This is a genomic window from Candidatus Thermoplasmatota archaeon (genome assembly GCA_035540375.1).
GTDB lineage: Archaea > Thermoplasmatota > SW-10-69-26 > JACQPN01 > JAJPHT01 > DATLGO01.
This window is the reverse complement of record DATLGO010000028.1, coordinates 1-21,467: the sequence shown is the minus strand read 5'-3', so window position 1 is coordinate 21,467 and position 21,467 is coordinate 1. Positions and strand designations below refer to the sequence as shown.

General features: G+C 70.8%; 16 protein-coding genes. 2 read left to right on the top strand and 14 right to left on the bottom strand.

The genetic code is table 11. The features are described from left to right. Positions 1-22: 22 nt before the first annotated feature. The 8 genes from VM889_03260 to VM889_03225 form a co-directional block, all read right to left on the bottom strand. Entirely contained in the window at positions 23-1,255 is a 1,233-nt protein-coding gene (locus tag VM889_03260; GenBank protein ID HVL47554.1) for an MBL fold metallo-hydrolase, read from the bottom strand. A gap of 91 nt (positions 1,256-1,346) precedes the next feature. Next, entirely contained in the window at positions 1,347-6,770 is a 5,424-nt protein-coding gene (locus tag VM889_03255; GenBank protein ID HVL47553.1) for a hypothetical protein, read from the bottom strand. 25 nt (positions 6,771-6,795) lie between these two features. Further along, complete coding sequence (locus VM889_03250) at positions 6,796-9,111, bottom strand: hypothetical protein (GenBank protein HVL47552.1); 2,316 nt, start codon at positions 9,109-9,111, stop codon at positions 6,796-6,798. A gap of 11 nt (positions 9,112-9,122) precedes the next feature. Next, the gene (locus VM889_03245; GenBank protein HVL47551.1) at positions 9,123-11,543 is read right to left on the bottom strand and encodes a hypothetical protein; all 2,421 of its coding nucleotides are present in this window, start codon (positions 11,541-11,543) and stop codon (positions 9,123-9,125) included. A gap of 210 nt (positions 11,544-11,753) precedes the next feature. Then, the gene (locus VM889_03240; GenBank protein ID HVL47550.1) at positions 11,754-12,113 is read right to left on the bottom strand and encodes a prefoldin subunit beta; all 360 of its coding nucleotides are present in this window, start codon (positions 12,111-12,113) and stop codon (positions 11,754-11,756) included. A gap of 39 nt (positions 12,114-12,152) precedes the next feature. Then, entirely contained in the window at positions 12,153-12,422 is a 270-nt protein-coding gene (locus VM889_03235) for a KEOPS complex subunit Pcc1 (protein ID HVL47549.1), read from the bottom strand. Then, positions 12,419-12,556 carry a DNA-directed RNA polymerase subunit P gene (locus tag VM889_03230; protein HVL47548.1) on the bottom strand — a complete coding sequence of 46 codons (138 nt, stop codon included), beginning with the start codon at positions 12,554-12,556 and terminating at the stop codon, positions 12,419-12,421. The genes VM889_03235 and VM889_03230 overlap by 4 nt, the downstream gene beginning before the upstream one ends. Positions 12,557-12,558: 2 nt before the next feature. Next, positions 12,559-12,873: a 50S ribosomal protein L37ae gene (locus VM889_03225; protein HVL47547.1), complete on the bottom strand. Its 315-nt coding sequence runs from the start codon at positions 12,871-12,873 to the stop codon at positions 12,559-12,561. A gap of 262 nt (positions 12,874-13,135) precedes the next feature. On the opposite strand from VM889_03225, the gene VM889_03220 reads away from it, so the two are divergent. Continuing rightward, on the top strand, positions 13,136-16,429 hold the full coding sequence (locus VM889_03220) for a choice-of-anchor P family protein (protein ID HVL47546.1): 3,294 nt from the start codon (positions 13,136-13,138) through the stop codon (positions 16,427-16,429). Positions 16,430-16,513: 84 nt separating this feature from the next. Here the strand turns inward: VM889_03220 and rrp42 are convergent, their stop codons facing one another. From rrp42 to VM889_03190, 6 genes are all read right to left on the bottom strand, one after another. Continuing rightward, positions 16,514-17,320 carry an exosome complex protein Rrp42 gene (gene rrp42 / locus VM889_03215; GenBank protein HVL47545.1) on the bottom strand — a complete coding sequence of 269 codons (807 nt, stop codon included), beginning with the start codon at positions 17,318-17,320 and terminating at the stop codon, positions 16,514-16,516. Position 17,321: 1 nt separating this feature from the next. Further along, positions 17,322-18,122: an exosome complex exonuclease Rrp41 gene (rrp41, locus tag VM889_03210; GenBank protein ID HVL47544.1), complete on the bottom strand. Its 801-nt coding sequence runs from the start codon at positions 18,120-18,122 to the stop codon at positions 17,322-17,324. A 9-nt stretch (positions 18,123-18,131) separates the two neighbouring features. After that, positions 18,132-18,956: an exosome complex RNA-binding protein Rrp4 gene (gene rrp4, locus VM889_03205; GenBank protein HVL47543.1), complete on the bottom strand. Its 825-nt coding sequence runs from the start codon at positions 18,954-18,956 to the stop codon at positions 18,132-18,134. A 5-nt stretch (positions 18,957-18,961) separates the two neighbouring features. Next, complete coding sequence (locus VM889_03200; GenBank protein ID HVL47542.1) at positions 18,962-19,678, bottom strand: ribosome assembly factor SBDS; 717 nt, start codon at positions 19,676-19,678, stop codon at positions 18,962-18,964. A 13-nt stretch (positions 19,679-19,691) separates the two neighbouring features. Then, positions 19,692-20,402 (bottom strand): archaeal proteasome endopeptidase complex subunit alpha, encoded by a 711-nt coding sequence (psmA, locus tag VM889_03195; GenBank protein ID HVL47541.1) that lies wholly within the window; start codon positions 20,400-20,402, stop codon positions 19,692-19,694. Positions 20,403-20,646: 244 nt separating this feature from the next. After that, a complete protein-coding gene (locus VM889_03190) occupies positions 20,647-20,865 on the bottom strand; it encodes a hypothetical protein (GenBank protein HVL47540.1) in 219 nt (72 codons plus the stop codon). Positions 20,866-21,009: 144 nt separating this feature from the next. Between VM889_03190 and VM889_03185 the strand changes: the two genes are divergently transcribed. After that, positions 21,010-21,312: a hypothetical protein gene (locus tag VM889_03185; GenBank protein HVL47539.1), complete on the top strand. Its 303-nt coding sequence runs from the start codon at positions 21,010-21,012 to the stop codon at positions 21,310-21,312. The last annotated feature ends 155 nt before the right edge of the window (positions 21,313-21,467 follow it).

Below are 21,467 nucleotides of genomic sequence, written 5' to 3'. Positions count from 1 at the left end.
ACGGTTGCGGCCGATCGCTCGATCACCTGAGGTCGACGACCTCGCCCGTGACGGGGAGGTGGACCTCGCGCTCCGGGAGGGCCTCCTTGAGGGGCTCCCGGTTGTCGCTGTGGAAGAGGATCACGTGCTCGGGGTCGCATTCGCGCGTGAAGCGCACGAGCTCCGAGTGAGCCGCGTGGCCGCTGAAGTCGAAGCGGCGGATCTCGCACTCGATCTTCGCGGGCGCGCGATCGTGCGGCGCGAGGACGCGCTCGTCGAGCACGCGGCGGCCGACCGACCCGGGGACCTGGAAGCCCGTGAAGAAGATCGCGCTTCGGGGGTCCTTCCGGATCTTCTCGGCGTACTGGAGGACGGGGCCGCCCTCCATCATGCCCGAGGTCGTGACGATGACGTCGCCCTCCATGGCGCGCTCGCGCGCGGCGGGAGAGCGCACGATCTTGGTCGCGGCGAGGGCCCGCTCGAGGCCCTTCGGGTCCCGCACGTAGCGCGACTCGTCGAGCATCATCTTGATCACGTGCTTCCCCATGCCGTCGAGCCACACGTCGTAGCCCTGGTCGAGGAGCACCATGAGCATCTCCTGGCTGCGGCCCACCGCGAAGGAGGGCACGACGACCTGGCCGCCCTGCGCGACGACGCCCGCGACGGCGTCGAGGAACTGCTCCTCGACGACGGGGCGCGGCGTGTGCTCGCGGCCCGCGTACGTCGCCTCCATCACGAGGACGTCGCACTTCACGGGCCTCGCGGGGCGGCAGAGCTTCGTGTCGACGAGGTTGAGGTCGCCCGTGAAGAGGACCGTCGTGTCGCCGTCCGAGACCTCGAACATCGTCGAGCCGGGGATGTGGCCCGCGTCGTGGAAGCGGACCCTCATGTCGCCGATGCGGCGCTCGTCGCCGTGGTCGAACGGAACGTGGGCGCTGCGCATCGCCGCGATGTCGCCCGTCTGGAAGGGCTGCGGATACCCCTCGATGCGCGCGATCTTGAGCGAGTCGTGGGCGAGGAGTTCGGACATCTCCGCCGTGAGGCGGGTCATGTGGATGGGCGCCGCGTGCGTGCCCGCGACCCACGGCATCATGCCGGAGTGGTCGAGGTGCGCGTGGCTGAGGAGCGCCGCGTCGACGGGCGGCGCGGGCTCGGGATACTTGGGCGGGTCGGACGGGGCCATCCCGTAGTCGAAGAGGAGACGGTTCTCCCCGTGGTCGAGGAGCATGCCGAGGCGACCGACCTCGTTCACGCCGCCGAGAAACTGGAACTTCATGCGAATCGGACGGGCCGGGTGGCCCGATGGGGCCCGGTATGCGCCCCCCGGACTTGACTGTTCCGGGGGGCGCGGTCCGGCCTTCGGCGTCTCAGCCCTCTTCCTCGGCCGGGGCCTCGGCCGCCTTGCCGCGGCGCCGGCGCCGCAGGAAGACCACGAGGAAGGCGACGAGGACCGCGACGAGCGCGAGGAACACGTACCAGTAGCTCGCGACGAGGTCGGCGAAGCCGAGCACCTTCGCGTCGAAGACGCGGTCGGCCGCGACGTCGTAGTACTTCGTCGGGCGGCCCGCCTTCGTCGTGTCGAGGCCGTAGACGCTTCCGCCGAGCTTCTCGTCCCGGACGACCCTCGTGATGATGTCGCCCGCGGGGTCGTAGAAGCGGTCGTAGCGACCGTCCCCGTCGGTGTCCGCAAGGAACTGGAGACCGCCGTTGCCGACGAAGTCCTTCGCGATCACCGAGGTGAGCTGGCGGGACGCGAGGTTGTACAGCTTCTCCGGCTGCTTGTTGTTGTCGAGGTCGAGCAGGTAGTCCGGGATGCCGTCGCCGTCAAGGTCGGCCGCGTCGCTGATCCTCGAGAGGTACAGCGTGTCGGGGTCGAAGTAGATGTTCGCGATGCCGCGGTAGCCCTCGTTCGTGGCGGCCTCGAGCAGGAACTGCGTGCGGCCGTCGTTCTTGAGCTTGACCTTCGCGACGAGCTGCGTCTGGGTCTTCTGGAACTCGACCTCGCGGAACTCCTCGTAGCCGTCGCGCGGGTCCCGGTTTGCGTCCACGAAGACTTCGCGGAAGCCGTCGTTGTCGACGTCGAACGGACGGTAGTCGAGGACCGACACGACGACCGGCGTCGCATCGTCCTTGACGAGGTTCGCGGCCGCGGCCTTGATCGACGATCCGAAGAGCGTGATCGTGTAGGTGCGCGGCGACGGGAGCTGGTCGCGCGGCGACCGGAGCGTCAGCTGCACGAGCGTGCTTGCGCCGGGAAGGAGCGTGACCTGGTCCTGGCTGAACTCGCGGGTCCAGCCCGGCAGGCCGCGCAGGTCGGCGTCGAGCCGGATCGTGTCCTCGCCGTTGCCCGTGTTCGTGACGCGGACGCTGAAGAACGACGGGACGCCCGGGATGACGTCCACGCGCGACGGCGTCGCGACGAGGTCGAGGCCGTAGTCGTGGATGCGGACCTTCATGGTCGCTTCGCTCGACGTGCGGCGGTCGGGCGCGAGCACACGCAGCGTCACGGGGAGCTCCGTGCCCTCGGGTACGACGTTCGGCGCGCGCACCACGAGGTTGACGAAGCGCTGCTCGCCGGGCTTCACCGCGAGGCTCGTGATGTTCAGCCCTTCCGTGTTCTGCACGTAGGCGGTGAACTGGGGCCCGCTCTGGAGCGTGCCCATCACGGGCTCGAGCGGGAACGTGCCTTCGACGCTCCCGCGGTTCGTGATCGCGATCTGGTACGAGGCGAGGCCGCCGCGATCGACGATGCGCTCCGCCGTCTGGGCCTTGACCTCGGGGAAGGCCTGGCCGCCCGCGACGTTGAGCGTCACCTTCGTCGAGGCGAACGCCTCGACGGCGGTGGGGTCGCGCGCCGTGAGGACGACGTCCATGAAGCGGCCCGAGATGAGGTCGCGGTTCGGCGCGTTGACGACGTAGGCGACCTGCGTCGTGCGTCCGGCCTCGACGAACACGGAGAGCCCGTTGTCGAGGTTGGACGTGAAGTTCGGCAGCCGCGAGGACGTGAGCGTGACCCGGTGCGCGAGGCTCGGGTCCGTGTTCGTGACGTTCACGATGTACGTCGCGGACCCGCCCGGCGTGATCACGGCGGAGGCCGGGGTCGCGTCGATCGCGAGGAGGCCGCCCTGCCGGATGGTCGCGTAGAAGTTCGCGTGCCGCTGGAGGGTACCGGCGACGCCTTCCGTCTCCGTGCGCGGCGTGAACGTGACGGTCACGTTCACCTTCGCGTCGGGGTCGACGCCCGGCCGCGCCGAGGTCGGCGCCGTGAGCGTCAGCGCGAACGTGCGGTTCTCGTGCGGCGCGAGGCTGAACGAGAACTCGCGGGGCGTGAGGCCCCACAGGTTGCGGTCGGCCGCGGGCTCCTCGACGAAGGCCTTGAGCGTGCCCGTCGCGGGGCTCGAGCCGTTGTTCGCGACGTAGAGCAGGTACGACGCGCTCTTGCCCGGCTGGATCGGCTGGCGCGCGAGCGCGCAGTCCGGAGCCCCATCCACGGGGCAGCGCGGGAAGAGCGTGAGGTTCGCGAGGTTCGTGATCTCGGCCGTGAACCCGAGCGCGTCGCGCTCGATCGCGCCGAAGTCCGGCGAGAGGAGCTCCGCGACGAGCTGGAACTGGAGGTTCTCGCCCGCGCGCGGCTTGTACGCGCTCGTGGGGGGCTTGACGCAGATCTCGACCTCGCGGTCGAGGAACGTTTCGCGCCGGTTGGTCTGCGAGTTGACGTTCTTGAACACAAGCGTTTCCACGAACTTGTTCTTCACCGGCTCGGGGCCGCCGCAGGCGCCGTCGTTCGCGCCGTCGGCGAAGCGCATGCCCACCGTCCAGCCGAGGTCCTTGCGGACGCCCGTGAAGTTGAGGTACACGTTCGAGAGCGCCCAACGCGATTGCGAGAGCTGGTAGTCGCCCCAGCTCGCCCCGTGCGTGACGCGGGCCTTGAACGAGAGCGTGCCGTTGAGGTCGACCGCGCCCTTCGTGATGGGCTGGATCCGCTTCAACGGGTCGAGGCGCGACGTGTCGACGACGGGCTCGATCGTCTCGGGGTTCGTGCCGACGTAGCGGCGCTCGATGGGCTCGAGAAGGACCGCGCTCTCGCGGGGCGTCGGGTTGTCGCGGCCGCCGAGGCGCTGGTCGGAAGCCTCAGCCTGGAACGTCGCGGTCTGACGGACGTTGGACCCGGCGCTCTTCACGGCGATGGTGCCGACCGTGCTTCCGGCGCAGAAGTAGCGGGAGTCGGCCCCGTGGGCGGAGAAGATGTAGAACTCCGCCGTCTTGCCGCCATCGACCGAGAGGGTGTTCGGCGAGGGGCGGTCGGCGAGATCGTACGCCTTGCCGTCAGCGGTCCGGATGAACAGCCTGGGCGGGCTCCATTCAGGGGGAGGAACGCCGGTCGGGTTGTTCGAGTCCACCGTGCACCCGTTTTCGAAGCGGTTGTTCGGCAGGCCGTTCGGCGGGGTGATCGTGAACGTGTCGCGGCCCGCACCCGTGTTCGTGAGCCACACGCGCCACCACGTCCCCTCGACGAAGTCGCGGAAGTCCGGCTGCGAATTGGGCTGCCGGAACTCGACGACCTGCGTGTCCGGCGGAAGCGCGTTCGGGTTGCCCGGCGGACAGTTCGCCTCGAGCGACCCGCCCTGGGTGGGCCCGACGCTCTGGTCCGGGCACCACATCTCGAGCTTGCGCGTCGGCGAGGCGCCGATGCCGTTCAGGATCCGGATCGTGAAGCCCGGCTGGTTCAGGAGCGTGATGTTGATGGGCTTCGTGATCGCGCTGCCCGTGCCTTCGAGGAAGCTGACGTTGACGTCGACGCGGTACGGTCCCGCGTTCGAGGGCACCGTCCGGTTCACGCCCATGCGGAGCGTGACGGGCGCGGCCGCGCCGGGCTCGACGTTCTGGAGGACCGCGCGCGAGACGTTCTTGCCGCCCTGCGCGAGGCTCACGTGGTAGTTCGCGTCGGGATTCACGCTCGTCTGGACGGAAAGGTTCGCGGGGGTCGTGCCGCGGTTCCACGCCCAGAGGGTGACGTTGATCCCGGTGCCCGGCAGGATGGCTTCGTCCGGGTTGCGGATGAGGAGGCCGAGGTCGCGTCGCGCCGCGTTCGAGACGGACGTGACGAGGATGGTGGAGGCCTTCGCGGAGGGATCGTTCACGCTCTCGGCCTCGAGGCGGAAGGCCGCGTTCGCGCCGTGGCCCGCGCCCGGCGGGGGCTGGATGCGCACGAACACGAGCTCGGTGCGGCCGGGACCGACCATGACCCGCGAGGAGCCGATGAGCGAGGGGCCCGAGACCGAGGCGGACCAGCCGGTGCCGGTCGCGGTGATCTCCGTGAGGCGGAGCGTGAGGTTGTCCCACACGCCGCCGAGGTTCTTCGCGGCCATGACGAACGTGGTCGCGCTTCCGGGCGCGACGTCGTGGCTCGTGGACTCGTCGGGGACGGGCGTCGTCGGGTCGTCGAAGGGCGCGATCGAGACCGTCTGCCGCGCGACGGCGAACGTCCAGTCCGGGATGCGGAGGTTCACCTGGTTCTGCGGATTGATGTAGTCGTCGCCGCGGAGGGCCGGGAACAGGGCCTTCACGGTGTAGACGCCGCTCGGGGCGTTCGAAAGGTCGAGCCAGGGCGTCGCGCCGGCGCTGCGCCAGACGTAGCCGCCCGCGGCCGGATTCGTCGCGCGCCCGTTCTGCTCGAACGCGAGCGACGTGCGACCGTCGGAGGCGACCGGGATCGGCGCGCCGCCGAAGAAGACCTGGACGATGGGGGACGGGAGGGCACGCGCGTGCGGACAGGCAGCGCCCGTGCACTCGAGGTCGACGCCGCGCGTCCACGTGACGCCCGGATCCACCGCGAAGGTCGGGGAGGAGGCCTGCGTGGGGCCGATCGCCGACTGGAACGCGTCCTTGAGCGCGAGGTGGAACTGGACGGTATTGTTCACGCCGGGACCGGCGGCGAGCGGCTTGAAGAACGTCGAGACGAAGTCCTTCGAGTCCGTCGTGAAGACCATCGCCTTGAGGGCGTTCGCGGTCTGGAGCTTGAGCGAGGACGGGTACTTCTGGGCCTGGTAGTGCAGGCTCCAGGAGCCCGCGTTGATGCCGGCGAGCGGGTCCGTGACCGTGATCTCCATGCGGATCTGCGCGCCCGCGCTGATCGTGACGTGGTCGTTGAGGCCGTCGCGGATGCGGATCTTCTGGAGCCAGAGGAACGGCTGGTTCGCGGACCCCGGCGGGCGGTCGAGGCCGTTGTCGAGCCAGGTGACCTTCGCGAACTCGGTCGCCTCGGTCGTCGAGGTGAGCGTGATGGTCCACGTGAGCGGGTTGCTCGCGTCCGTCGGGCGCGCGCGGACCCAGAGGCGGGTCTCGATCGCGTCGGCGCCCGTGATGTTGACGTCGTGCTGGAGCGGGCCCGTCTCGAAGATGGCGGTGTAGGCGCCCTTGTCCTGCGTGGGGCTCGGGCCGTTGGTCGGGATGTACGAGAAGCCCTGGACCTTCCCTTCGGGGTTGCAGTCGCGCCCGTTGCAGTTCGTGTTGTCCGCGTTGAGCTGGATCGGCGGGATCGTGTCGAGCCAGTTCACGTTGCGCGAAGACAGGCGCGCCGGATCGAAGAACGTGTTCGACTCGCTCCGGAGGTAGAGGAACGTGGTCGAGGGGATCGGCTTGTAGAACACCGAGGGTCCGTCGACCCAGGTGGCGCGCTCCTCGGGGCCCGCCCGCGCCGTCTGGGCGGCGGTGCCCGGCGTGATGACCACGAGGGCGGGGGCGAGCAGGACGGCGAGGACCATCAGGGCCACGATCTTGCGGGACTTCACGGTTGCACACTCCTGGAGTTGGAAATCATCGGGACCGCCCCCCGCGTCGCGAGGCCGCGAGGGCCGCGACGCCGACGATGGCGGCGAGGGCGAGCGCGAGGCCCGGCGCCGGCAGCACCACGGTGGTGGGCGGCGTCGGATTCGTCGCGCGCGCGTTGAGATTGGCGAAGAGGGTGATGTTCTCCTCCGCGATCGGATCGCCGTGGACGCGCGGGATCGAGCGCGCGTACACCTTGACGGCGTAGCGGTCGCCCGCCACGCCATCCTGCGGGGAGAAGATGTAGACCGGAACGAGGGTCGACTGGCCCGCGGGGAGCAGGAACGCGTTCGAGTCGACGTCCACGACCCAGTTCTTGCCGCCCACGATGCGGGGCGCGTCGTAGATGACCTCGAAAAGCGTCGGGACCGAGCCCGTGTTCTTGACCGTGAGGTTGAACACGGCGAAGCGGCCGACCTCCACGAAGAGGCCGCGGCTCGGGACGCTCAGGTTCACGCCGAGCGTCGGATTCACGGTGTAGAGAACGGTGACCTGGTCGACGCCCTGCGGCGTGCGGGCGATGACCGTGAAGAGGTTCGTCGTGCCGTTCGCGGCGGTCGGCGGGACCGTGATCGCGACCTGCGCGGTCGTGATCGCGTTCACGGCGACGCTCGTGGACTTCGGCTCGAGGTTCGCGGCCCAGAACGGCCCGTCGCTCACCTTCTGGTCGAGCGCGAGCGAGACGTCCGCGGGCGCGTTCCCGACGTTGCGGAGCGTCACGTAGATCGTGTCGGTGCGGCCCTTCGCGATGGTGCGCTCGGCCGACCCGGTGAGCTGGAGCGTGACGCCCGTCACGGCGCCCACGTTCACGGGAATCGCGACGGAGACCGCGTTGTCGCGCGTCGCGCTGCGGAACGTGACGTTCGCCGCGTAGGCGCCGGGCGAGACGCGCTCGGCGTGGATCGTGACGGCGACGCTGCGCGTCTCGCCGGGCTCGACGTTCGCGAGCCGCGTGACGTTCGCGCTGAAGCGCATCTCGGGGAGGGCGGGCAGCTCGACCGTGAGCGTGTCGGGGCGCGCGCCGGTGTTCTTGACGCTCACCGTGGTCGTCACCGACTTGTAGGGCTGCGTGGAAGGCGCGGGGCCCGAGAGCGTGGCGGAGATCGCGGGCGCGACGAGGAAGCGCTCGACCTTCGTGTCGGTGATGCCCGCGAGGACGTCCCCGGGGCCCGAGAGGGCGACCTTCTTGAAGCCGCCCGCGGCGGTCCAGAGCGTCGCGGCGCGGCTTGCCGCGTGCGCGGTGATGCCCGCGGGGGAGGCGGCGGCGACGTAGCTTCCGGCGGCGTCCGTCGCAAGCGACGTGACCGCCGATCGCGACGCGTTCCAGAGCAGGCGGTAGGCCAGGCGCGACTCGTCCCACGCGAACGCGAAGAGCGAGGCGTCGCCCGCGGCGTAGAGCCGTCGGCCGTCGTCGCTCGCGGCGAGGTGGCGCAGGTTCGCGTCGCCGGTCGCGAGGCGGTCGATGCGCCCCGCCGTCGCGGCGCCGACGTTCGGCCACGAGACGATCCTGCCCGACACGGTGGAGGCGACGATGATGCCGCCGTCGGCGCTCAGATGGACGTCTAGGATCTCGCCGCGGCCGTCGGGCTCGTCGACGTGGCCCGTGAACACCGGGGCGTCGCTCGAGGATCCGCCGACGCGGAAGAGCTTGACGTAGCCGAAATTGCGGTTGTCCGTGACGAGCCGGCCGCCCGCGAGGACCCAGTTCCCGTCGGCGGAGACCGCCACGTCGTTCACGCGCCCCGCGTCCGTGACGGCGAGGCGGCGCACGCTCGTGGCGTCGTGCACCCAGACCGTGCCGCGGTCCTCGGCCTCGACCCAGGTCGCCGAGGCCATGATGCGGCCGTCGGCCGACATCGCGAGCGCGACCGGCGTGCCCGTCAGGGCCGCGGAGAAGTTGCCCAGGGTGCCGGTCGCGTTGTAGCGCAGCATCGTCGGGCGCGGCGTGACACCGCCGGTCGAGGGGGCAAGGAGCGACGCGATGCGCGTGCCGCCCGCGCTCACCTCGACGTGCGTGCGGGACGCGGCGTCGCGGGAGGAATCGTGGAACATGCGTCCCGAGGCGTTGTAGACGATGAGGTCTTCGCCGTTCGTGACGGTGCGCGGCGCGGCTGGCACCGTGGCGTCGATCGGTTTCGCCGTCGAGACGGCGAGCACGCTCCCGTCGCGCGCGATCGCGACGTCGAGCGGTTGGCCGGGCGTCGTGTCGGACGAGGCGGCGGTGGGCGCCGTCCCCGCCGCGTGCGCGAACGCGGGGAACGCGAGGAGCGCGACGAGGGCGAGCGGGACGAGACGGGATCGCAAGCGTGGTCCTCCTAACGGCTCCGGCGCGCGAGGCCGCGCGCGAGGAGCGCGAGACCGGCGAGCGCGAACGCGGCCATCGCCCCCGAGGGGCCGGGGATGCCCGCGAGGAGGCTTCCGGCGGAGCCGTCGCCGGAGGCCTTCACGACCTCGATCGGCACGCTCTTGCTCTCGGTCTTCGCGGGGTCGCTCACCGAGTGCGCGCGCACGGAGACCTGCGCGAGGTCCGCGTCGCGGACGAGCTTCGTGACGGTGACGGTCACGAGCGAGGTGCGTCCGGGGTCGAGGTTGATGCTCGTGCGGTCGAGCGTGACGTTCCAGTGGGGCGCCGCGCTCGCCGGGACGATGGTGGCGGTGAGGTTGATCGTGTCGGGCGTGTTGCCGCGGTTCACGACCTTCATGCGGAAGGTCTGGATGCCCGAGGCGCCGATCTTGAGCAGGCCATCGTCGGGGAGCGTCGACGGGTCGGTGTCGATGCCCGCGCCGAAGGTCGGGTTCACGCGCGCGACGATCCCGAGCTGGCCGACGGCGGACCCGCCGCCGACGGAGCCGAACACCGTGATGTCGTTGCGCTGCCCGTCGAGCGCGTCGGCGGGCGCCTGGATCGTGACGCGGCCGCTCTGCGCGCCGCCGGGCGGCACGAGGATCTGGCGCTCCTCGAAGCGGATGTTCCAGTTGGGCCCGGAGCTCGGGTTCTGGAACGCGCTGAGGTTCACGAGCGCGGGCGCGTTGCCCGTGTTGCGGATCGTGAAGGCGTGGTCGACCTCGCGGTTGCGGTCGATCGAGACGTCGCGCTTCGGCGCCTCGAGCGTGATGTTGTAGACCTTGTTGATGGTCACGTTCAGCTTGATCGTGGGACCCACCGCGCGCAGGCTCGAGGCCTTCGAGAGGACGCGGACCTCGGTCACGTAGCTGCCGGGGAGCGTCTGCTCGTTCGGCTGCACGACGATCGGGATGTTGCGGCCCTCGCCGGGCGCGAGCGAGTACACGGGCAGCGCATCGCCGAACCAGCCGGCGGGGCGGCGGACGTCGATCGTGTAGTTGTCGACGCCCGAGCCCGTGTTCGTGACGTTGAGCGTGAACTGGAGGCGCTGGAACGGATTGGCCGTGCGGCGGTCGCCGTCGATGACCTGCGCGGCCGCGGCCCAGACCTGGCGGTAGCTCACGAACTTCTTGTCGCCCGCGATCGCGATCGTCTGGCCGGACTCGCCCGTGCGCACGGCGCGGACGGGACCGTCGGCGCCGAGGTTGATTGTCCAGAGCGGCGTCGATCGGTTGTGCCAGAGGCCGTGCACGACGTTGCCCGCGGCGGCCAGGGTGTACTCGCCGTTGCCGCTCATCGACACGTCGACGGTCGCGCCCGTGGTGGCGAAGCGCGCGATGCGGGCCGCGAGGAGGTCGGCGCGCTCGACGATCGCGTAGATGCTCACGGCGCCGTCCGTGTTGAGGCCCGACCCGACCGCGAAGTGCGTGCCGTTGCCCGCGATCGCCACGGCGCGGACGGGCGCGTTGTAGTTGTCCGCGTACTGCGGCCAGAGGCTCGACAGGAAGTCCGCGGTGTTGTAGTAGTAGACGAAGCCGGTGTTCGCGGTCGTCGTGGTGCCGGCCACCGCGCGGCGGCCGTCCTTCGACACCGCGACCGACGTGACCGTGCCGGTCACCGTCTCGCGGTGGAACTGGTTCTTGCACGCGCCCGTGATGTCGATCTCGTCCGAGTTCTGGCGGCGGGCGCAGCTCGCGGGGTCCTTGATGAAGACGACCGAGCCGACCGTGCCCGCGACGAGCATCGTGTTGTCGCGGGAGAGCTCGACCTTCTGGGCGTGGGAGAGGGGCATCGTGTGGCGCCAGGCGATGGAGACCTCCTGGGTCTCCGTAAGCGGGACGATGCGCACGATCTGGCCGTTCTGGCCCACGGCGGCCGCGATGTAGATCGAGCGGCCATCCTGGCTGATCGCGACGTCGTTGATGGCCGTGAGGCCGGGGATGTGGTTCGGGCCGATGCGGGCTTCCCAGATGGGGGTCCCGCCGCGCGTCGTGGACCACAGGCTGAGGAGGTTGCCGGGGCCCGCGACGACGAAGAGCGCGCTGTCGGCCGGCGAGCGGGGCGCGGCGGCCTTCACGATCTGGGGCTGGTTCGTGCGGTTCGTGGGCAGGTGGTGGCCTTCCCAGACGCGTCCCCGGGTCATGTCGAAGGCGTACAGGTCGTACGCGATCTGGCCGGGGATGACGGGCAGGGGGTTCGGCGTGACGCCGACGAGGCCGAAGCGGCCCGTCGCGTCGAGGGCGAGCGACGAGATGGCCTGGTCGGCCGTCGTGGTGCTCACGGCGCCCGGAGCGGGCTTGTAGGGCTCGGCCCCCGCGAGCGGCATCGCGGAGACGACGAGGAGCAAGGTGAATAGGAACGCGACGCGGGCAGGCTTCTCCATGACGCTCACCAGCAGCCGAAACCCGGGGCGGCTGTCGCGCGTGGATATAAATGTGGGTATTTAGACCCTGTGAATCCGTCGCGATGACAGGCAGGCACGGCGGGCGCTTCGTGGGGCCGACTCCAGTTAAGCGTTCCGGATGCACCGTCCAAGCGCCGCGACGGGGGCGGCCACCCCGGGCGGAGGCGGCCGGACGCGACCGGCCGCGCGCGCCCGGCTTCAGCCCTCGCCGGGGCCGCCGAGGGCGGCCTGCAGCTCCCGCTGGAGCGACGTGAGCCGCTCCCGCAGGCGCGTCTCCTGACGCTTCGCGGATTGGAGGCGGACGTCCATCGTCTCCTTCTGCTCCTCCAGGTCCTTCTTGAGGGTCTCCGCGTCCTTCACGCGGATGAGGAGGCTCCCGACGCTGCGGTAGAGCGTGGCGCCCGCCTCGAGCTTCGCGAGCTCCTCGAGCGTGCGCTCGACCTCGCGCAGCTGGGCCTCGATCTGGCCGCGCTGCTGGATGACGACCTGGGCCTGCTGCTGCAGCTCCTGGAGCTGGCGGAGCTGGTTCTGGAGCTGGGGCGGGATGTCCGCGGCCATGCGGCCGGCATGGCGCGCCGGCTCTTTAATCCCTCGGACTCACGGGCGTCGCGCGGCGGCCGCCGCGTCGAGCGCGGTGCGCGCCCAGCGCAGGTAGGAGTTGACGGCGGCGCGAAGCGAGGGGACGTCCTCGGCGGCGAGGTCGAGGGTCACGCGCGCGCCGTCGCGGGCGAGGGCGCCCCGCGTCTTCGGAACCTCGTCGCCGACCTCGGGGCCGAGGGCCCCCGCGAGCGCCGCGGCCTCCGCTTCGCTCGGGGCTTCGAAAACGAGGGTGGCCGCATGCGGCGCTCGGGGCGCCACGCGGCTCACCGGGCGACGACCTTCTTCGCGACGGTCGGGCGCTCCTTGTAGAAGACCTTGGAGCCGCAGTAGGGGCAGCGCATGCCGATGTTGTTCGCGTCGAACTCGACGTTGCGACGGCACTTCCCGCAACGGTAGTCCAACGTCACTCCTCCGCGGGGGGCGCGAGCGCGGCGACCTCGGCGGGGACCTTGCCCTCGAGGATTTCGCGCAGCTGGCGCTGGCTCGTCTTGAACGCGGGGGTCTCGGGGACGTAGGCGCCGCCGGCGAACTTGTGACCGCACTTGTCGCAGGCCCAGATGCCGGTCGAGACGCGCGCGACCTTCGGGGCGGCGCAGCTCGGGCACGTGTGCTCCGCGTGCTGGCGGACCTCGATCTCGCGGATGCGCCGGCGGATGCGGACGCCGTACCGGGTTCCGAAACGGCCGACCGACTTCGCCTTCTTGGTGCGCTTCGACATGGAGGATCACCCGAGGATGACGAGGGTCTGCGATGACGCTTCCCCCATTTAATACTTTACAGCCCCCCGGCGCCCCGGGCTCCGGTCGGGCCGACCCGGACCCGCGACCGGGGCGCGCGGGGCCCCACGACCCCGACGCGGCGAGGTTCGGCTTCCTCCCAGGGGTTCCGGGCGCGGGGGGCAGAGGATCCCGCGCGGCGCGGACGGTCGGGGCTCAGCTATAAGGAGCGGTTTCTCCTAGCCTCCCCCGGGAGGCCCTGCCTTGCACCGATCCATTGCCGCCCTCATCGCGCTCGCCGTCTCGACCGGAAGCTTCGTCGCGCTCCTTGCGCCCACCACGAGCGGGACGCCCGGCGACCTCGTGGGGGACGTCGTCGTCCCCGTGACGTCCTCGATCGGCGTGAGCATCGCCTTCGACGGGACCCGCTTCTGGTACACCAACTACTACGACGCCGACCAGCTCCACGCCTACACGGTGAGCTGCGTCGGCCCCGCGTGCACGTCCACCCTTTCCCAGACCCTCTTCGTCCACGACAGCATCGGCCGGCCGGTGCAGGCCCACGCGCTGTCCTTCGACGTGGGTCGCGGCCTCCTCTGGACCTCCGCGGGCGACGGCGCCGTGTGGACGATCGACCCTGCGACGGGCCTCGCGACGAAGCGCTTCGACCTCGGCTGCTGTGCGAGCCTCATCGACGGCCTCGCCTACGACGGGACCGACGACTCCGTGTGGCTCAGCGAGGACGCGAGCCATATCCTCCGCCACTACAGCGCGACCGGCGCGGTCATCGAGACGATCACGGTGTCGTCCCTCCCCTCGTTCCCGCAAGGCTGCGGCAACTCCGGCATCGCGGTCGGCGGCGACTACCTCTACCTCGGCACGGCCCACTGCGGCGTGATCTACCGCTGGCACCGCGCCTCGAACGCCGGCGAGACGTTCGCGACGCCCGGCGGACGCGACGAGGACCTCGAATGCGACACCGTCACCTTCGCGCCCCGCGCGGTCATGTGGTCGAAGGACGCCTACAACAACCACGTGACGGCGATCGAGATCGAGTCGGGCACGTGCGGCATCGGGGGCTTCCCGCCGTGCGGCGGCACCCTCGACGTGGCCCTCATCGACCCCGCGCCCGGCTTCGACTACCTCGGCGGGAGCAAGATCGCCCAGTCGCCCCCCCTCGGCGCGCCGCGCGTCTCCGGGACCCTGACCCTCCGCGCGACGGCGACCGGATCCGCCGGGGTCGCGGGCGTGACGTTCTTCGTCGACGGCAACCCCATCGGCACGGACGCGACGGCGCCCTACGAGATCGCGTGGGACTCCACGACGGTGCCGGGCGGCGCGCACGTGATCACCGCCTCCGCGCGCGACCTGGACAACTGCCCGACGAGCGTGTCGCAGCCCGTCGTCGCGGTCTGCGGCACGCCCGTCGACGTCGCGATCGCGCGCCCCGCAATCGACACGAACTACCGGGGCGACGTCGCGTATCCCGGGTCGGGCACGCCCGTCGTCATCGGCGACCTCACGGTCCGCGCGTGGGCCTCCGACCCGGGCCGGATCGCCTCCGTCACGTGGTCCGAGAACGACGCGCCCTTCGCGACCTCCCTCGCCGGCCCCGACTTCGCGGCCCTCTGGCCCGCCTCCGCGTCGACGGCGGGACCGCGCGTGCTTGCGGCGAAGCTGCGCGAGACGGACCCGCGCTGCGTCCACGAGGTCTCGACGATCGTGAGCATCGCGGACCTGGATCGTGAAGCGGTCGCGCGCGCGGTCTTCGCCACCACGGCGCAACCCGCGGAGCCCGTCGTGCGCTCGCGCGGCGCGACGCTCGACGGTCCCGACGCGCTGTTCCACGCCTTCACGCACGCCGCCGCGGACGTGCGCGCCGACACCCTCGAGGACCGCACGCAGCGCATCGAGGATGAGCGCGGCTCGGGCGCGCGCGCGCTCTCCCGCATCGAGAACGTGACGCTCCTCGGCGGCCGGATCACGGTCGAGGTCCTGCGCGCCGAGGCCGAGGCGCTCTTCAGCCACGAGGCGTTCGACACGATCGCGAGCGACACGGGCACCCTCGTCGCGGGGGTCGTCGTCGACGGAACCGCGATCCCGGACCCCGTCGCGCCCGGCACCAAGGTCGCGGTCCCGGGCGTCGGCACGCTCGTGCTCCACGAGACGGTCGTCGTGCGCAACGGGTCCTTCGCGGAGATCGCCGTGCGCGGCCTCCACCTCTACGCGAACGTCAACGGCCTCAGGAGCGAGGTCATCCTCGCCCACGCGGTCGCGGGCGTCGACATCGGCGGCCACGGCTTCGCGGGCGAGGTCCACGCGATCGACCCCCAGGACGACGCGGGGACGGGAGGCGACGTGGGCGGCACCCCCGCGAGCGCGCACGAGCTCGCCCTCGGGCTCGGCGGAACGGACCACGGCGTCGCGGTCGTCGGAGGAAGGCTCACGACGGTCGACCGGGCCGACGCCTACAAGGTCATGGCGCGCGAGGGCGAGAAGATCGTCGTCACGCTCACGCCCTCCACGCGCGCGCACGTCACGACGCAGACCTTCAGCTTCCCGGCCGTCGGCGCGAGCGCGACCGTGGACCACATGAGCCTGCCCGATCCGAGCGTCTCGCTCCTCCAGCCCGTCACGAACGACGCGATCCTCGTCTCGGACGCCCCGTTGTCCGCGCCCGAGCGCCTCGAGCTGAACGTCGACCGCGACGGTCACTGGACGATCCTCATCGAGCTCGACGGCGGCCAGGAGGCCAACTACACGCTCTCGGTGTCCGTGACGCCGCTCGTCTTCGCGCCCGACGCGCCCCGCGGCGACTACTGTCGCCACACGGCCGCGCCGGTGCTTGCGGCGGACGACGTCGTCGTGAACGTGATGCGCTCCACGACGGACAAGCACGTCTACAAGCTCTTCGCGGCGATCGGCGACGACGTCGCGGTGACGCTCACGCCCGGCGACGCGGATGGCCAGGACTTCGACCTCTACGTCTACGACCGCGCCTGCAAGCTCCTCACGTGGAGCGTGAACGGGAAGAGCGTCTTCTGGCCAGGCGACGTCCCGAAGGGCGTCCCCGAGGCCGCGGCCATCCTGCCCGCGCTCTACACGGGCGAGTACTGGATCGAGGTGCGGCGCTTCATCGGCGTCGGCAACTACGTGCTCACGGTCCACGACCACACCGTCATCCCGACGGTTCCCGGCAACGACGCGGGCACGGGCGCGGACGCCTCCAACTCGGAGGCCTCGCCCACGGTGCTTGCCGAGCCCCAGCAGGGCGCGTGGCAGGGCCGCTTCGAGGACCTCGACCCGAAGGACGTGTATGCGATGGACCTCAGGACCGGCGAGCGCCTCGTCGTGACGCTCGCGCCGTCGCCCGCGAACACGATGCGCCTGACGCTCAAGGATGCGTGGGGCGCGACCCTGACCACGACGGCGGCGCCGCAGACGGGGTCCGGATCGGCCGTGCTCTACGGTCCCGCGCCGGCGCCGATGCGCGTGCTCCTCGTCGTGGAGCCGGTCGTGGGCGGCGGGAACTACGTGTTCACCGTGACGCACGCGTAGGACAAAGAAGAACGAAAACGGAGATCGGGGCGCCCGGGAGGGCGCCCCGCGGTTTTTCCCGGCGCGAACGCGCCGGTTGGGCGCTCAAGGCAGCGAGAAGCCCGTGGCCTTGATGACCTGCTCGCGGATGTCGCGGGCGCGCTCGCGGCCCGTCGCGACGATCCACTTGACCTCGTTGCGGGTGAGGCCGCCGACGAGACCCTTCTGCATGGCGCGGATGTCGCCGTTCTCGTCCGTCGAGACGGAGAGGCGGGGACCGCCGACCTGGTCCTCGGCGAGGCCGGGGTCCAGGACGATCGCGTTCTCGCTGCCGAGCTTGAGGCCCGTCGTCATGATGGGCAGGTGGTCGACCGGCATCGGCATGTCCTCGCCGACCTCGTGCTTCGAGGCCGGGACCTTCGCCGACACGAGCGCGCAGATGGCGCCGAGGCTCGCCGCGTCGAAGAGGTTGCCGTCGTAGTCGACGATGTGGATGTCGACGTACGTCATCCACACCTTCTCGCCCTCGACGATGCAGAGCTTCTCGACGTTGATCGTCTTCGTCTCGCGGATGCCGCGGTCGACGACGCGCGCGAGCTCGATCGCCGCGGGGCGCGGCGGGCCGGGCTCGAACGTCGGCGAGGCCATGGGGATGAGCTCCGCGCTCGTCGTGAGCACGCCCGACTTGGGGGAGTCCGCGTAGGGCTCGCCGATCGCCATCTTGACGCCGACGAACACGTCGGTGTCGCCGATCTGGACGCGGGCCGAGCCCTCGGCCTGCTGGATGAGGTTCGTCTGGATGCGGATCGGACGGTACTCGTCGAACGCGCGGCCATCGAAGCGGCGGCCCTCGCGCGCGAGCGCGTAGATGTGGTCCTTCTTGATCTCGCTCACGACGTCGTTCTCGCCCATCTCAGTAGCCTCCTTCGGAGCCCTCGTCGGGCTCGTGGCCGCGCTCGGTCTCCTCCTCGTCGGAGGCCTGCGTCTCGGCGGCGCGCTCGTAGCGGTCGACGAGCGCGCGCTTCTGGATGCCGTAGATCGTGTGCGCGGCGTCCGAGGCCATCGTCAGCGCCTCGTCGAACTCGGCGTCCGTGAGGTGGCCGTCCATCTGCATGAGGACGAACTCGTTCGTCTTGGGGACGATCGCGATCGGGAGGTCCGTCTCGCCGAAGTTGTCCTCCTCGCGCGAGAGGTCGAGGACGACCTTCCCGTCGATCTTGCCCGCGGCGACGCTCGACACGAGGCCCTTCATCGGGATGCCCGCGTCGGCGAGCGCGACGCTCGCGGCCGTGAGGCCCGCGCAGCGCGTGCCGGCCTCGGCCTCGATGACCTCGATGAAGACGTCGATGGCCGTCCGCGGGTAGAGCTGCGTGAGCACCACGTGCGCGAGGGCCTCGGAGAGGATCTTCGAGATCTCCTGGCTCCGGCGGTCGGGGCCGGGGCGCTTGCGGTCGGAGACCGAGAAGCTCGCCATGTTGTAGCGGCAGCGCACGATGGCGCGGACCGGGTCCTGGTCGTGCCGGGGGTGCGCCTCGCGCGGCCCGTAGACCGCGACGAGGATCTTGTTGCCGCCCCACTCGAGATACGCGGAGCCGTCGGCGCGCTTCAGCACGCCGGCCTGGATCTTGATCGGCCGGAGCTCGTCGGGCCGGCGGCCGTCGATGCGGCGACCGTCCTTGAAGAGCTCCATGCCCTCTGGCTTTTTGCCACCCATGTGAAACACCTACGATTCGTCATCCTCGGGGTCGTCGTCCCCGTCGCTGTCGTCGAAGCCCTCTTCGCCCTCGGGCTCCCCGCCGTCGCCGCCTTCGTCCTCGCCGGACTGGCGGCGCTCGCTCTCGCGCTCCGCGCGGACCTCCTCGTAGCTCCGGCCGCGGGCGTCCTCGAGGAGCTTGCGGATGCGGTCCGTGAGCCCGCTCGTGTGCGCCTCGGCCTCGATCGTCTCGATGGCCCGGCGCGCGACCGCGATGTCCTGCGGCGCCCCGTCGATCCAGATGACGCCGTTCTGGCCGACGAGCATGCGCGTGTTCGTCATGTCCTTGATCATCGAGATCATGGAACCCTGGCGTCCGATGACGCGGGGCACCTTCGAGGGGCTGATGTCGAGCGTGATGCCGCCTTCGAGCTTGCGGCACTGGCGGTCCTTCATCGAGACCTGGACCTTGCGCAGCTCGTCGACGTGCACGACGCGCAGGAGGACGGTGTCGCCGACCGCGAGGTACTTCGAGGTCTCGCCGAACTCGACGCGCCACGGCACGTCGTTCACGTGCATGCCGACGTCCTGCGGCGCGCCCACGGTGATGTACCAGTTGGACGGGCCGTTTTCGACGACGGTGCCGATCACGAAGTCGCCGCGCATGGGCTCGTAGCGGCCGGAGAGCTGGATGACGCTCACGCGGTCGCCGCGGACCTCCTTGAGGCCGAGGCGCGTCGCAAAGACGCTGCCGCCTTCCCGATAGGTGTTGAAGCCGGGCTTCAGGCGCCCGGTGTCGTCCAGGAGCTCGCCGGGAACCACGAGCTCGCGGACCTGTTGTCCACGATGAGTCATGTCTGTCACGATCCGTGTTTCACGATCTTGGTTTCCGCGGACCCGTGCGTCCGCTTGTTCAGCTCCGCGTAGAACTCCGTCTGGAGCCCCGCGGGCATGGTGAGGAGGCCGACCCACGATCCGTCGGACTGCCACTCCTCCTTGCTCAGGTCTCCGAAGCCGCGGATGATCTGGTACGCCTTGCCGGCCTCCGTGGCCGGGATGCGGACGGCGATGGTGATGACCTCGAACTTGAGCGGGAGGAGCGGACGGAGCGCCTTGATGACGTCCGGGATCTGCGCCTCGACGCTCTTGAACGGGTCGAGATGGATGCGCGCCTCCTCCATCGCGGCCTCGATGCGGGCCGGCGGGTGGGGCGCGCCGCCCATCTGCGGGTTCACCGCGTTCCGCGCGATGTGCATCACGATGAGCTTGCGCTTGCGCTCGACCATGCGTCGCCGCTGGTCGGTCGTGAGCTGCAGGTCGCCCTTGAGCAGGATGCGGTCGACGCAGGCCTTGAGGTCCGTCGTGTCGAAGGCCTTCGTGAGCTCCTCGTTCGACGCCTTCTCGCCCGCCTTGGCGTCGATGAAGACGAACTCGGCGGCCAGCATGTCGTCGAGCTCGTACGCCTTCTTGCCGTGGCTCTCGCGGAACGCGAGGGCGATCTCGGGGTCCACGAGGATCTCGAGCTGCATCCCGTGCGTCTCGAGGCGCGCGATAACCGCTTCGTCCAGGGTGACCAAGGGGAGGCCCCCGTCAGCCGCCGGCGGGACCGATGGCCGCGTCCACGTGGCGCTTGATCACGTCGGGGGCGAGCTTGTGGAACGTCTCGGTCTTCGTGACGATGCCGATCTCGAGGGCGCTCGGGTTGAGCTTGCCCTCGGTCGCGCGGTGGAGCGCCTTGAGGCCGAGCTTGATCGCGTCGTCCTTGGACGCGCCCTCGCGGTAGTCGCTTTCGAAGACTTCCATGACGGCCGACCGGCCCGCGCCGATCGAGCTCGCCTTGTAGCTCATGAGGGCGCCCGAGGGGTCCGTCTCGAAGAGGTGGACGCCCGTCTGGTCGACGCCCGCGATGAGGAGCGCCGTGCCGAAGGGCCGGACGCCGCCGTACTGCGTGTAGGTCTGCTTGAAGTCGCAGATCTTCTTCACGAGCGTCTCGACCTCGATGCGCTCGTCGTACGTGACGCGGTTCATCTGGCCGTCGATGCGGGCGCGGTCCACGAGGACGCGGGCGTCCGCGACGAGACCGGAGGTCGCGCAGCCGACGTGGTCGTCGAGCTTGAAGATCTTCTCGATCGAGTCCGGCTCGATGAGCGCGGACGTGATGCGCTTGTCGACGATGAGCACGACGCCATCGTTGAACTTCAGACCGACCGTGGTGGTTCCGCGCTTCACGGCCTCGCGAGCGTACTCCACCTGGAACAGGCGGCCGTCGGGCGAGAATACCGTGATCGCGCGATCATACATCTGCGCTGGCTGCACGACTGGGTTTCCTCCTGGGAATGCGGGGCCGGATCGGCTCCGGCCGGTTTCACCGTTTCGACCCGCTCGCGCGAAGGCGCGCCGGCGGGCGGGCAAGGAAAAAGAGATCTTTTCCTCGTCTCTCTCTGCGGCGCGCCCATCGGCGGGCCCGTATTTAAGGCCACCGACCTTCGTTGGAGGCTTTCCGTCCGCTTTTTCCCGGGCCCGGGAGGCCTCCGCCGGGCGCCGGTCAGCGGTCGCGCGGACCGGGGAGGAGGGCGGCGCGGCCGGGGTCGTGGAGGTCGCTCAGCGCGACGGCCATCGCGACCGCGTGCGCGACGCGCGAGACCTCCTTCTGGTCGCGCGGCGTCTTCAGGAGGAAGGCGCCCGCGACGAGGCTTTCGACCTCGGGCGTCTCCGCGCGCTGCCGGTAGACCCGCGCGCGGAACGACGACGTGTGCATGCCCATCGCGACCGCGAACGCGCTCGCGGTTCATGTGCGATTCGCTGGAGTCGATATGCTTCGAAGAGAGCCGCGACGCGATATCGGGGGCGGCGCCCGCGCCCGCGCGGGAGCGAAACGGATTTCACGCGCGGCCCCGTGCCGGGACGCGTGACCGTGAAGGATCGCGCGGGCCGGTGGCGTCACGTCGCGTTCCGTCTCCCCGAGCGCGCGCGGCGCGACGCGTTCGAGGCGCGGCTCGCCCGCGCGGCCGACGCGCTCGCCCCGAGGCTGCGCCTCACGGCGTTCGACGGCGCGTTTGGTCTCCTGCGCGCGCCCCACCGCGACGCGGCCGCGGCGCGCGCCGCGCTCGAGCGCGCGGGCGCGACGACGCTCGCGACGAGCGGGACGATGCGCGGGGCGCGGCGCGCGCTCCCGCCGGGCGCCGCGCCGCGGGGCGCACGTCGCCGCTGACCTTCCCGGACCCGGACCCGGACCCGGTCCCGACGCCCGGACCCGGACCCGGACCCGGTCCCGACGCCCGGACCCGGACCCGGACCCGGTCCCGGTCCCGGCGCCCGGCGCCCGGCGCCCGGTCCCGGTCCCGCCGCCCGAATCCCGGTTCCCGG

Coding starts and splice junctions, on each gene's coding strand:
- VM889_03190 (HVL47540.1), bottom strand. CDS start 20,865: ATGGGCATGCACACGTCGTCGTTCCGCGCGCGGGTCTACCGGCAGCGC.
- VM889_03240 (HVL47550.1), bottom strand. CDS start 12,113: ATGGCCGCGGACATCCCGCCCCAGCTCCAGAACCAGCTCCGCCAGCTC.
- VM889_03260 (HVL47554.1), bottom strand. CDS start 1,255: ATGAAGTTCCAGTTTCTCGGCGGCGTGAACGAGGTCGGTCGCCTCGGC.
- psmA (HVL47541.1), bottom strand. CDS start 20,402: ATGTATGATCGCGCGATCACGGTATTCTCGCCCGACGGCCGCCTGTTC.
- rrp42 (HVL47545.1), bottom strand. CDS start 17,320: ATGGGCGAGAACGACGTCGTGAGCGAGATCAAGAAGGACCACATCTAC.
- VM889_03225 (HVL47547.1), bottom strand. CDS start 12,873: ATGTCGAAGCGCACCAAGAAGGCGAAGTCGGTCGGCCGTTTCGGAACC.
- rrp41 (HVL47544.1), bottom strand. CDS start 18,122: ATGGGTGGCAAAAAGCCAGAGGGCATGGAGCTCTTCAAGGACGGTCGC.
- rrp4 (HVL47543.1), bottom strand. CDS start 18,956: ATGACTCATCGTGGACAACAGGTCCGCGAGCTCGTGGTTCCCGGCGAG.